Here is a 12,657-nt window from a genome sequence, read left to right as displayed (position 1 = left end):
GCCATGTCGAACGGATCGGTGAACGGAAGAAAATACGAGACGACGATCCAGATGATCCGCCATGAGGTCTTTTATCAGGTCGCCAAGATGGCCATGGAAGGGAGCTTGCAGGCCCATCGTGAGTTTATTCCGGTCATCGTTTTTCAGGGAAACAAGGCGCGTTTTCGCTGCTGTGTCTATAAGGAGCGGGCCGTCGCGGCCGAACGGGTTCGCCTCGCCTGTGGAGAGGCGCCCCAATCAGGTGTGGCATATGAAGCCGCTGAAAGCGGCATCCCGGATCCGCTCGTCCGGGTCATCGCCATCGCCTGTGACGAGTGCCCCGTCGACCGCTTCACCGTCACCGGCGCCTGCCGCGGTTGCATCACCCACCGCTGCATCGAGGCCTGCCCCGTCGACGCCATCGCCCAGATCAACCGCCTCGCCTACATCAATCAGCAGAAGTGCATCGAATGCGGCCGCTGTCACCAGGTCTGCCCCTACGGCGCCATCACCGACATGCAGCGCCCCTGCATCAAGGCTTGTCCCGTCAAAGCCATCCAATACGGCGAGGACAAGATCGCCCGCATCGATCCCAACAAGTGCGTCTCCTGCGGCCACTGCGCCGTCAGTTGCCCCTTCGGGGCCATCTCCGATCTCTCTTACATCCCCCAGGCGGTGGAAATGCTGAAGACGCAAGACGGAACGGTCCATGCGGTCCTGGCGCCGTCCGTGGCCAGCCAGTTTCCCGGCATCTCCATCGGCCAGGTCCACCATGCCCTCAAAAAACTCGGCTTTGCCGCCGTCCACGAGGCGGCTCTGGGCGCCGACATGATCGTCGACCACGAGGCGAAGGAACTGGCGGAAAAGTTGAAGGAAGGTTCTTTCCTGACCAACTCCTGCTGCCCCGCCTTCGTTTCTCTCATTGAAAAGCACTTCCCCACCTTAAAAGGGAACATCTCCACCTCCGTCTCGCCCATGGTCGCCGTAGGCCGCTACGTCAAAAAGCTGCACCCGGAGGCGAAGACGGTCTTCATCGGCCCCTGCTACGCCAAGAAGGTGGAGATCGGCCTACCCAAGTGCAAAGGCCATATCGACCTGGCCCTCACCTTTGAGGAGATCTTCGCCATGTTCGACGCCGCCGGCATCTCGCTGGCCGACTGCCCCGACGAACCGCTCCAGCAGGCCTCTCCCTTCGGTCGCCGCTTCGCCCGCTGCGGCGGCGTGTCGGAGGCCATCGCCCAGGCCTTGAAGGAGGCCGGCGTGCAGGTAGAACTGAAACCCGTTCAGGTGGACGGCCTCGACGCCTGCATCAAGGTGCTCCGGCAAGCCAAGGTGGGCCGACCGCCGGGCAACTTCATCGAAGGCATGGCCTGCGTCGGCGGCTGTGTCGGCGGTCCCGCGTCGTTGAACCATACCCGCAAGGCCCGCCAGATCATCGATACATACAGCGAAGAGACGAAAGCCAAAACCATCACCGAGGCCCTTTCCGCCATCGAGACACCCTAAGGAGAAGGCAGCGATGCGGCGCCGCTGTTCACGTTCCCTCACAAGACAAAGGTATCGATAGGAAACAGCGTAGGGACTTTCCCCACGCTGTTTCCCCGGTTTTTGTTACCCCCCATATCCAAAACCAAAACCCGTTCCCAGGATGGCGATGATGATGATCAGGATGGCCAGCGCGACGATGCAGTTGCCCACATAGCCGCCCTGTGCGCAAGCGGGAGCGACAGGACCACAATGGCTCATAGGAGACCCTCCTTTCATTCTTTCTATCCATCAACCCTCGCCGGACGGACCGGCGCCTGATCGTTACTGGTTGGTGTATCCGAATCCGACAATGCTGGGGTAAAAGGCCCCAATAACGATCAGGGTGATGACCAGACCGGCGACAACGCCGAAACTGGTGCCAATATAACCGCCGTAACCACCCATGCCTGTAGCCTCCTTTCAAAGGGAATCCTCCTGTTGGAGCTGTCTCCAATAACAAAGTATGGAAAACAACGGTCCGGCGGTACAAAAGTAACCGCCGGACCGTTGTTTTTTTATATACTCCTGCCCCGATCCGGCGACACCATAGGATCACCAGAGTGTTGCAACTTGGCGACGACTAAAGAAGCTAGATAATCAGCGGACCACCCTTTATGCTGTACTCCAAGCTCCCGTTGCAACTTGGCGATGACTAAGGAAGATAGATAATCCCTTCGTCGAATGAGGTGATCCTCTCCAACCCATTCGCACCGACGACGAAGGTGTCTTCGATGCCGACGGCGCCTTCGGGGAAGACAAACTTGGGTTCGAGGGCAAAGACCATCCCTTCCTCCAGCGCCATAGTGGCGCCTTTCGCCAGGACAGGGAGCTCGTCCAATTCAATGCCGACACCGTGGCCTACAAAGGCCACTTTTTCTTTATGGCCCATGAAGTGATCGGCCAGGCCGTATTCCTTCGCCTTCTGAAGGGCATAAGCAAAGAGTTCCCCGCCCGTCACGCCCGGCCGTGCTTTTTCCCGGATCCCGGCCAGGATCTCCAGCGCGACGCTGTGGGCCCGCTCCAGGTGCGCCGGCAGGCGGCCCATGCAGAAGACACGAGATTTGTCGACGCCATAGCCGTCGATGATGCCTACCTGATCGACCATGATCGGCTCATCGCGGCCGATCGCCTTGGTGCCGGATCCCATGGAAAAGGAGGGATTGAGGCCGACGCCGCCGATGGGCCCCTCGAAGAAAGACGGCATGGCCAGGTTGGCGCCGGAGAGGGTGTGGCCGTAGCTGATGTCCATGTTAAAGCCGCGGGTGCGCGTCAAGCCCTGATGCCCGTGACGCCGGAAACAAGCCTCCACCTCAGCGGCCAGTTCCAACTCGGTCATCCCCGCCCGCAACGACCGGGGAACGTTGCCGAAGACGATGCGGCACAGTTCGGCCGCTTCCGCCAGCCGTTCCAACTCAAAGGGCGTCTTGACGGCCCGGGCCCTCCGGATCAGCCCGGAGGCATCCTCCAGGCGGCTGGCGGCGAAGAGCTTCTGGTAGCGCTGGAAGTGGACCACCGGCAACACGTCCAGTTCGAGACCGAGCCGAACCGGGACGCCGAAGCCGTAGGCATCCAGCATGGCCGGCAGTTCCTTGGGGTTGTCCAGCGGAACGATCTGTTCCAGGGCAGACTCCCGGCGCGCCCGCTCCAGGTTCCGCTTGACCATCAGCAAGGCCTTGCCCTCGGCCGGGATATAAAGGTGGGCGCGCTGGATGGTGCCGGAAAAATAAAAGAGGTCGGCATTTTGGACGATCAAAGCGCCGTCAAGGCCTTCCTGACGCAGCATCGATTGGAACCGGGCGATCCGCCGCTTAAGCTCATCAGCTGGTGTATAACGCATCTTCAGCCACTCCCCTCATCACCCATTGTCATAGGCACTATCGCGAAGCGTCTCGCCCATCAGGCGTTTCCATATCTTGTTCGTCTATGCTACATCCCTTTTCGGGCTTCGACACCGTGGCTAAAGTCCCATCGGATGTTCACATATCTTGTACGTCTATCTACCCTTCATCAATCAAATTGAACAACTCGCTAGGATGCCCGATCAGCCTGTCCGCTCCGCTCGCCAACAGTTCTTCCGCCGGGCGGAAGCCCCAGAGGACGCCGATGGCCGGCATGCCCGCCCCTCTCGCCGTCTTCATATCCGTATTCGTATCGCCCAAATAGAGGATATCCGCCGGCGCGAAAGCGAATCGCGCGGCGATCTCCAGCGCCCCGGCCGGATCGGGCTTCTTGGGAACGGACGGGCGCTGACCGAATACCATGGCAAAGGGCCGCTGCGGGAAAAAATAATCGGTCATCTCGACGGTCCAATCGTGGGGCTTATTGGATAAGACAGCCATGGAGATGTTCCGGGCCGCCAGGCCCTCGAGCATTTCCATCACCCCGGTGTAGGGGGCGGTTTTTACGGCCCAATTCCGGCCGTATTCCTCTTGCATATCGGTGAAACAGCGCCGCAGCGTCTCCTCGTCGCAACCTGCCTCCGGCAGGGCGCGCCTCACCATTGTGGCGAGGCCGTCACCGACAAAGTACCGGTATTCGTCCAAAGAATGAGCGGGAAAGCCGGCGCGAGAGAGCACGCGGTTCATCGAATCGGCCAGATCGGCCAAGGTGTCCAGCAGGGTTCCGTCCAGATCAAAGATCACGGCCTTGCACGCCAATGGAGGTCACTCCCTTTGCCAAGATGATCGCCAGTTCCCTTTTTTATTGGCGGCCGGCATCGTAAATCCCTTTTTCCTACCGAAAACGGTGAAAAGGGTTTTTTACAATTTTTGAACTTTTGGCCGCTTTGCCTCTTATTCGGGGGAAGAAAAATCTGTATAATGAAATTACGATTGCAAAGTATACGCGCCGCATGCTGCACCGTTCCTGAATTGCTGATAAGGCGGTGATCCTCTTGATAACTGCCTCGGGTTCGTCCGAGACATTCCTGTCTCTTGTCCGACAATTCCCGTTGCCTTTGGCGGTATTGGATCCTGACCGAATCATCCGTTTTTTGAATCCCTCCGCCGAACGTTTGACCGGATGGAGCAGCCAAGATGTGGCCGGTCGCCGAGGCGACGACTTTTTTCACCTGGACGAAACAGATGCTGCCGGCCTGTCCGCCCATTGCGGTCGCATCGTCACGCCGGAAGGAACGTCCCTCTCCCTCTGTGTGCAAGCCCATGGCCTCGCCTCAAACGGTGAAAGGGCAGATGCTTTTTTGGTCGTCCTGAAAGCCGTTCCTGTGGGGGAGCATGGTTCCCCCTCCTGCCATGGCGCCTGTCGCCGCCTGACAGCTGCCTATTCTTCGCTGCTGGAACAGTACAGACAATTAAAAACCGAATTGCGCAAAAGGGAGCAGCGTTTTCGCGACGTGGAACGGGCCTTCGACGAATATATTTGGGAACTCGATGGAGAAGGTCGGTATGCCTACGTCTCACCTCAGATCCATTCCATCTTGGGTGTCGCGCCGGAAGCATTGATCGGTACACCTGTTTGGCAGTATGTCTATCCCGATGACGTGGAACGATTTTTGAACATCTTCCGCCAAGCTGCTGCCGAGAACAAACTGGTCCGCAACCTGGAGTACCGCCGGCGCTCCGCCTCCGGGGAGCTTCGTTGGTTGAGCGCGAACGGCGTCCCGGTCTTCAATGAACAGGGGACGTTGATCGGTTTTCGCGGCGCCACGCTGGATATTACGAAGCAGAAAGCCGCGGAGGCCGCCTTGCGCGACAGCGAGGAGCACTACCGCTCCATCGTGACGGCCATCGCCGAGGGCATGGTTGTCCAGGAGCGAGACGGTCGGATCGTGTCTTTTAACCGAAAAGCGGAGGCCATTCTGGGCTTAACGGCAGACCAGTTGATGGGGCGGACTTCTTGCGACCCGCGCTGGCGCGCTGTCCGCGAGGACGGATCTCCCTTCCCCGGCGAGGAACACCCGGCCATGGTCTCCCTGCGCACAGGGAAGCCTTGCCACAATGTGGTCATGGGCGTCTACAAGCCGAATGGAGAGATGTGCTGGATCTTGGTCAACGCCGAACCGCTCTTTCGTCCCGGCGAAAGCGAGCCTTTTCGGGTGGTGGCGACCTTCACCGATATCACGGAACGGCGCAGGATCGAACAGACACTGCTGGAGACAAGGGAGCAGTTGAAGAACCTCTTCAACAGTCTGAATATCGTCTTCTGGTCCTACGACGTGACACAGCGCCGCCTTCTGCAGCTCTCCCCTGCCTGCGAGGGGCTCTTCGGCGTTCCCGCCCAGGCTTTCTTTGATCACCCCGATACATGGATGCAGGCCACCCACCCCGACGATCTGCCTCGCTTGCGACGCATATCAAAACGGGTGCTCGTCGGCAAGGCCATTCAGGATGAATTCCGTATTATCCGCAATAACGGCGATCTGCGCTGGGTCAGCGGTCATGTCATCCCCGTCGCCGACAGTTCCGGGAAGGTTGTCCGTCTTGACGGCATGCTCATGGACATCACGGAAAAGAAACAGGTCGATATGGAGCTGCGGATCGCCAAGGTCCGTGCCGAAGAGGCCAGTTTGGCGAAAAGCTCCTTCTTGGCCATGATGAGCCATGAGATCCGCACGCCTATGAATGGAATCATCGGCATGAACGAACTGCTGCTGGGCACTCGGCTGACGTCGGAACAACTCGATTACGCCCAGGCAGTGCAGGAATCGGCCGAGCTCCTGCTCACGGTGATCAATGATATCCTGGACTACTCGAAGGTTGAGGCCGGCAAGATGGAACTGGAATCGATCGACTTCGATCCCGTTCCGGTCGTCGACGGCGTAGCCCGGCTGCTTCAGGGCAAAGCACGGGAAAAAGGCCTGACCATCTCCACGTTTATCGCCGATGAGGCGCGCTTCCTCTTCCAAGGCGATCCGGGACGGCTGCGGCAGGTGCTGCTCAACCTCGTCAGCAACGCCGTCAAATTTACGGAGAGAGGCACTATCGACATCCGTGTCTTTCCCGTTTCCGATACGGGATCCCAGGTCACCATCCGTTTCGAAGTGATCGACACAGGGATCGGCATCGCGCCGGAGATTCGCGACTGTCTCTTTCAGCCCTTCAGCCAGGGAAACACGTCCATGACGCGCAAATACGGCGGAACCGGTTTGGGTCTCGCCATCTCCCGAAACCTCGTGGAGCTGATGGGCGGCAAGATCGGCGTCCAGAGCAAACCCGGCGAAGGATCCACCTTCTGGTTCACTCTGCCGGTGCGCAAACCGCTTCAGACATCGCAATCGCCTGTCCACGCCGCCGAATCCCGCCAAGCTCCCCTGCCGCCGCCAGTTTCCTTAACGTCGGCTCGTCCGACAGGGCTTCGTCAAGCCTCCGTCCTCGTGGTGGAAGACAATCCGGTCAACCAAAAACTGGTCACCGCGCTGCTGCGAAAGATGGGCTTATCCGTCCGCTTGGCCAGCAGCGGTTTTGAAGCCATCGACGCATTAGGGGAAGAGGAGTATGCCCTCATCCTGATGGACTGCCAGCTTCCCGATCTGAACGGCTTTGAAACGACCCAAGTGATCCGCGACAGCGAGGCCGAGACAGGGCAGCACATCCCCATCATCGCCATGACCGCCTTGTCCATGCAGGGAGACCGGGAGAAATGCCTCCAGGCAGGGATGGACGATTATGTCAGCAAACCGATCGATCGGAAGCAGTTGACGGCCGTGCTCGCCCGCTGGCTGAGCGTGAGCGCCGACGAGGAGACGGGAACGGATTAAGGGCATTGGCGGTTTAGGCAAATCGTGCTATAATAGACCAAAATCCTAAAGCAATAATCCTCACAAGGACAACCGCATATGCGACATGAAGACCCTTTTAGGTTTGACAGCATGGTCAGTAACCGAAAAGGGTCTTTTTATGGAAAAGGGTCTTTTTATGGAAAAAGTTCTTTTTATGGAAAAGCCCTTTTCATCATCGCTTGCGGCCAGACTAGTCATGAACGTTTTATTCCGGTGAATGAAGGTTAATGAAATTAAAGGAGGGGGCATTTATGTATCGAGGAAAAAACCCTAACCGCGTTCACGTCGAGCAGTCCACCCATGACCGTTGCGTCCAGGCGGTGGCAGAGAACCTCGCTGCCGATGGGTACCATGTGCTGGCCGATCACATCCACTGGGAACCGGGGGCGCCCCACGAAATCAGCCACTGCGTGCCCGACATCCTGGCCAAAAAGGGTGACCAGACCACCGTTTTCGAGGTAGAGACCTGCTCCACCATCAGCGACATCCACACGCGCGAACAACTGGCCGCCTTTTCTCTAACCTACCCGACGGTGCTCGTCATCCCTCAGGACTGCCTCAGCCGTTTCCTCGAGGGCGGACCGGTGGAACATGCCAGAAACTATTTGAAGGGTTGGGGTCTGCACAGGGTCACCCTGGCCACCTTCGATCCGCGCAGCCAGAAGTTGCAGATTCATCGATAACCACAGAGAGCCTTCTGTCCAAGGACATGAGGAAGCCGTTGCCTTCATCGCGCGGCTTCTTTTTTTCAATCCTTCGGCGGTCGGTGGTTGAAGACAATGATGCGGCTTTCCGTCATCTCCCGGACGGCGTAGGCCGGGCCTTCTTTTCCTGAGCCGCTGTTCGATGCCGGGGTTCTCAAGGAGCCACTCGCCGACAGTCCAGCCGGGGCCGACGACCACGTTCAGCCAGCCCTCCGGCAAACCAGCTTCCTGCATGAGCCGAGCGAGGGAGAGCGCCGAGAGGGGAGTCGTCGAAGTCGGTTTGGCCACCACGGCGTTTCCGGCTGCGATGGCCGGGCCGACCTTGTGACAGAGCAGGTTCAGGGGGTAGTTGAAGGGGCTGATGGCGCAGACGACGCCGACAAGCACGCGGATGGTGAAGGCCATGCGGTTTTCCCAAGTCCGATTCGACCTGTCCAGATTTTGGAGGGAGACGACTTCCGTCACTCTGTTTCTCTTTGAATTGTATGTCAAGATCTGTCAGGATAAGAATCTGTTTAGAAAGCGTCTTACCGCCCGCCTTCGCGCAAGACCTCCCGGATGATGTTGTAGTTCTCATCGCGCGTATCGATGAACCCCTGGATCGCCGATTCGGACATCACCCTTCTCCCCTTGTCGGTGCGGCTGAGGGCCAATAGACCTGCTTTTAACCGTTCAACAAGGCTGCTGTCCAGCCGGCCCCGGGCGGCGATGCAGTCCTTGGGAATCGCCTCCGTCTCGGCCAAGAAGACCAGGTCGTCGACAGGCAGGTTGCGCCGGCGGGCGTCGTCTATCGCCTCGGAATAGGTAGCGCCGGCGGCGACGTCACCTTTGAGGACCGTCTCGATGACGCGGCTGTGGGTGCCCTGGAAGATAACCTCACCCAGGTCCCTATCCGGGTTGAGACCGGCTCGGCGCAGGAGCAGGCGCGGGTAGGCGTATCCCGAGGCGGACTGGGGATCGACGAAGGCCATCCGTTTGCCCTTTAACGCCGTCAGACTCGCGATGCCACTCCCTTTGCGGGCGATGATGTAGCCCTTATAGGAGGCGTTGCCGTTGACGATGGGTGTGGCCAGCGGGATGACCCTCCCCTTGGCGGCTGCGTTGACATAGGCCAGCGGCGAAAACCAGCCCACGTCGACGATCTCATCGATGAGGCAGTCGGCCAGGGCGTTGTAGTCAGCGGCGATGAGGATGCGTGGCTTGATGCCGAGGTTCTCGCAGAGGGCAGCGATGACGGGCAGATACTGTCGGCGGATCCTGTCGGGACTCAAGGCCGGGTTGATACCGATGATGAGTTCGTCGTCCTGCTTGAGCCGGGCGGCCTGTTTCTGCAGTTGATGGACGTTGCTGTTCAGCTCCTCAGCCAGATCGAGCAGCTTGCTGTGGTGCTTCTCCTGGTCCCGCACGCGGGCCATGATGTCCTGCATGCCGTCGCCGAGAGAGACGAAGATGGCGGCCAGCTGTTCCGCCCGCTCAGCATGTTGGGCCGTGGCCTCGAAGAGTTCCTTGTTCAGGTCGGTGATCTCGCCGAAGGTGTTGACCGTATGGGAAAGGACATCCCGTCCTGAACGGACATCTTCGACGATGGCCTTTAACTGTTTAGAGCTGAAATCGGCGCCGGCGGCGACGATGTGAATGTCTTGATTGATCTGGTCTGCCGCCTTTTGAATGCCCTGGGCCGACTGAGCGCTTTTTTCAGCGAGTTTGCGAACCTCGTCGGCGACGATGGCAAAGCCCCTCCCGGCTGTGCCAGCGCGAGCCGCTTCGATGGAGGCGTTGAGGGCGAGGAGGTTCGTCTTTTTGGCAATATCGCGGGCTTCCCGGACAAAACGGGAGATCTGCTCCGACTCCTCCCTCAGTTTCATGGCCGCACGGGCGTATGTGAGCACATCGGAAGCGATCTGACGCAGGAGCCGCTCCGCCTCAGCGACGCGTTTTTCGCCTTCCTTGGCTTCTTCCAACCGTGACGCTGACAGGCCGGCCACCTGACGGGCCCGTTCTTCCAGCAGCCGGGCGACACCAGTCATTTCCTGCAGGCGAGCTGAGCCGTCGTTCAGATCCCGGCCGTTCCGTTCGGTGATGTTGACGAGGCTGCGGGCGACTTCTGCCGTTTCACCGACGGTCCACTTGACCTGATGGGCATCGAGGCCGAGTTTTTCCGAGAGAGGCAGGATGTCGAGCTTCGGTTCTTCATCGGGCTGGGGGCACATCGTCTTTTTCATGGTATCGCTCCTCCACACGGTTAAAAAAAAGCGCCATGCCGATGGTTTCCCTTCTGCCCGCATTCAGTTGAATTACAGCAAAGAGGGGTGTCTTACCATGGCATGGCCCTGCAGGGGTTGTTGTATCGACAGGATGTGCTTGACGGATACTCGGTAGGGATGAGTACAGGATGCGCTTGGCAGATACTTGGTGGAGATGAGTACAGGATGCGCTTGACGGATACTCGGTGGAGATTAGTACAGGATGCGCTTGGCGCGGCTGTCGGTAAAGTCGAGGTTGTAGAAGGCGTTGAGACCGCGGTAACAGGCCCGTTCGCCCAGTTCCTCTTCAATGCGCAGTAACTGGTTGTATTTGGCCACCCGATCTGTCCGGGAGGGAGCGCCAGTCTTGATCTGGCCGGCGTTGGTCGCCACAGCCAGATCGGCGATGGTGGTGTCGTCCGTTTCGCCGGAGCGGTGGGAGATGACGGCCGTATAGCCCGCCCGCCGGGCCAGTTCGATGGCGTCAAGGGTCTCTGTCAGCGTGCCGATCTGGTTGACTTTGATCAAAATAGCGTTCGCCACGTTGCCGGCGATGCCGCGGGCGAGGCGCTCCGTATTGGTGACAAAGAGGTCGTCGCCGACGAGCTGCAGTTTTTTGCCGAGGGCTTGGGTGAGTTTGGCCCAGCCTTCCCAGTCGTCTTCGGCCAGACCGTCTTCAATGGTGATGATCGGGTATTTGGACGCCAGGTGCTGATAGAAGGCGATCATCTCATCGGCGGTGCAGGTCGCCCCTTCGCCGGCGAGGACGTATTTGCCGTCTTTGTAGAGTTCGGTAGCGGCCACATCGAGGCCGAGGAAGACATCTTCGCCGGGCCGGTAGCCGGCTTTTTCAATGGCGGTGACGATGACAGCCAAGGCTTCTTCGTTGCTCTTCAGGTTCGGGGCAAAGCCGCCTTCGTCGCCGACGGCGGTGTTGAGCCCTTTGGCTTTGAGGACACTTTTTAAACTGTGGAAGATCTCGGTACCCATGCGCAGGCCCTCAGCAAAGCTGGTGGCGCCGACGGGCAGGACCATGAACTCCTGGATGTCCACGTTGTTGTCGGCATGCTTGCCGCCGTTGAGGATGTTCATCATCGGCACCGGCAGTTCCCGGCCGTTGATGCCGCCCACGTACTGGTAGAGAGGCAGGCCGAAGTAGTGGGCTGATGCCTTGGCGGCGGCGAGGGAGACGCCGAGGATGGCGTTGGCGCCCAGCTTGCTCTTGTTGGCCGTGCCGTCCAGTTCGATCAGTTTCTGATCGAGGGCGGCCTGGTCGGCGGCGTCCGTCTGGATCAGGGCCGGCTTGATGATGTCGTTCACGTTGGCGACAGCCTGGCGGACACCTTTGCCCAGGTAGCGGTTCTGGTCGCCGTCGCGGAGTTCCACAGCTTCATAGGCGCCGGTGGAGGCGCCTGAGGGGACGGCGGCGCGGCCTTTGCTGCCGTCGATGAGCCACACGTCCACTTCCAGGGTCGGGTTGCCCCGGGAATCGAGGATTTCACGGGCTGCAATATCGCTGATGATCGTCATGTCGTTTCCTCCATATCAGCGCATAAAGGCGCCATGATGCTGTATTCAAGTCAACCATCTGTTGGGGATCCTCTCGCCTCATTGATTCGCCGTATTGACTAGGCCCGATTGCGTCAGTATGTTCTGCGCAACCGGCCCTAGCGGACGCCGTCGATGATCCCTTGAAAATCTGCCGCTTTCAAACTGGCGCCTCCGACGAGGGCGCCGTCAATGTCGGGGCGGGAGAGGAGGCTCGCCGCATTGGCCGCTTTCACGCTGCCGCCGTATTGGATGCGGACCGCCTCTGCCGCCGCGTTGCCGAATTCGGCGGCCACGGTGGCGCGGATGAAGGCGATGACCTGCTGGGCGTCGTCGTCAGAGGCGGTTTTGCCGGTGCCGATGGCCCAGACAGGCTCGTAGGCGATGACCAGGGAGGCGACGGCCTCAGGCGCGAGTCCGGCCAAGGCGCCGCGGGTCTGGGTGGCGACGATGGCCTCCGTCTCCCCCGCTTCCCGCTGGGCCAGGGTCTCGCCGACGCAGACGATGGGCGTCAAGGCATGGGTGAGAGCGGCTTTCACTTTGCCGTTGACGAGTTCGTCCGTTTCACCGAAGTACTGGCGCCGCTCCGAATGGCCGAGGATCACATAGGCGCAGCCGACGTCTTTGAGCATATTCGGTGAGATCTCGCCGGTGAAGGCGCCCTGCTCTTCCCAGTGCATGTTCTGGGCGCCCAAGGCGATGGGGCTGTCTTGGATGACGGCTGCCACGGCGGCCAGGGCCGTAAAGGGCGGGCAGAGGACGATCTCCGCCTGCGGTTCTCCCTGCTGCCTTTTCAAGGCCTCGGCCAGTTGAACGGCCTCCGCAATGGTCTTGTGCATCTTCCAGTTGCCGGCAATGATGGGTCTGCGCATGTCTTTATTCCGCTCCCCTTCTGTATGGCGTTCCAAAATGTGAGTGG

At 59.6% G+C, this 12,657-nt stretch carries 10 protein-coding genes and 1 pseudogene; 3 read left to right on the top strand and 8 right to left on the bottom strand.

What is annotated here, in order from left to right; genetic code table 11:
* Nucleotides 1-3: 3 nt before the first annotated feature.
* A complete protein-coding gene (locus tag HM1_RS07310) occupies nt 4-1,485 on the top strand; it encodes a 4Fe-4S dicluster domain-containing protein (protein WP_012282699.1) in 1,482 nt (493 codons plus the stop codon).
* A gap of 105 nt (nt 1,486-1,590) precedes the next feature.
* Here the strand turns inward: HM1_RS07310 and HM1_RS16370 are convergent, their stop codons facing one another.
* The 4 genes from HM1_RS16370 to HM1_RS07300 form a co-directional block, all read right to left on the bottom strand.
* Entirely contained in the window at nt 1,591-1,725 is a 135-nt protein-coding gene (locus tag HM1_RS16370) for a hypothetical protein (protein WP_012282698.1), read from the bottom strand.
* Nucleotides 1,726-1,788: 63 nt separating this feature from the next.
* Nucleotides 1,789-1,911, bottom strand: coding sequence for a heme exporter protein CcmD (locus HM1_RS15770; RefSeq protein WP_012282697.1), 123 nt, complete (start codon nt 1,909-1,911; stop codon nt 1,789-1,791).
* A gap of 247 nt (nt 1,912-2,158) precedes the next feature.
* A complete protein-coding gene (locus tag HM1_RS07305) occupies nt 2,159-3,343 on the bottom strand; it encodes a M24 family metallopeptidase (protein ID WP_012282696.1) in 1,185 nt (394 codons plus the stop codon).
* 160 nt (nt 3,344-3,503) lie between these two features.
* Nucleotides 3,504-4,163, bottom strand: a complete 660-nt coding sequence (locus tag HM1_RS07300) for an HAD family hydrolase (protein ID WP_012282695.1) — start codon at nt 4,161-4,163, stop codon at nt 3,504-3,506.
* A gap of 227 nt (nt 4,164-4,390) precedes the next feature.
* Between HM1_RS07300 and HM1_RS14590 the strand changes: the two genes are divergently transcribed.
* Entirely contained in the window at nt 4,391-7,222 is a 2,832-nt protein-coding gene (locus tag HM1_RS14590) for a PAS domain-containing hybrid sensor histidine kinase/response regulator (protein WP_083765189.1), read from the top strand.
* Nucleotides 7,223-7,494: 272 nt separating this feature from the next.
* Nucleotides 7,495-7,926 carry a hypothetical protein gene (locus HM1_RS16220; protein ID WP_012282691.1) on the top strand — a complete coding sequence of 144 codons (432 nt, stop codon included), beginning with the start codon at nt 7,495-7,497 and terminating at the stop codon, nt 7,924-7,926.
* A 219-nt stretch (nt 7,927-8,145) separates the two neighbouring features.
* Here HM1_RS16220 and HM1_RS16215 read toward each other — a convergent pair.
* The 4 genes and pseudogenes from HM1_RS16215 to tpiA all read right to left on the bottom strand — a co-directional run.
* Nucleotides 8,146-8,352: pseudogene (locus HM1_RS16215) on the bottom strand (aldehyde dehydrogenase family protein); the annotation flags it as partial.
* 122 nt (nt 8,353-8,474) lie between these two features.
* The gene (phnD, locus tag HM1_RS07280; protein WP_012282688.1) at nt 8,475-10,169 is read right to left on the bottom strand and encodes a phosphate/phosphite/phosphonate ABC transporter substrate-binding protein; all 1,695 of its coding nucleotides are present in this window, start codon (nt 10,167-10,169) and stop codon (nt 8,475-8,477) included.
* Between the two features lie 234 nt (nt 10,170-10,403).
* Nucleotides 10,404-11,720 (bottom strand): phosphopyruvate hydratase, encoded by a 1,317-nt coding sequence (gene eno, locus HM1_RS07275; protein ID WP_012282687.1) that lies wholly within the window; start codon nt 11,718-11,720, stop codon nt 10,404-10,406.
* Nucleotides 11,721-11,857: 137 nt separating this feature from the next.
* The gene (gene tpiA / locus HM1_RS07270; RefSeq protein WP_012282686.1) at nt 11,858-12,610 is read right to left on the bottom strand and encodes a triose-phosphate isomerase; all 753 of its coding nucleotides are present in this window, start codon (nt 12,608-12,610) and stop codon (nt 11,858-11,860) included.
* Nucleotides 12,611-12,657 lie beyond the last annotated feature (47 nt).

This window comes from Heliomicrobium modesticaldum Ice1, assembly GCF_000019165.1.
Taxonomy (GTDB): Bacteria; Bacillota; Desulfitobacteriia; order Heliobacteriales; family Heliobacteriaceae; genus Heliomicrobium; species Heliomicrobium modesticaldum.
The sequence above is the reverse complement of the archived record's forward strand: the minus strand, read 5'-3'. Positions and strand labels throughout refer to the sequence as shown.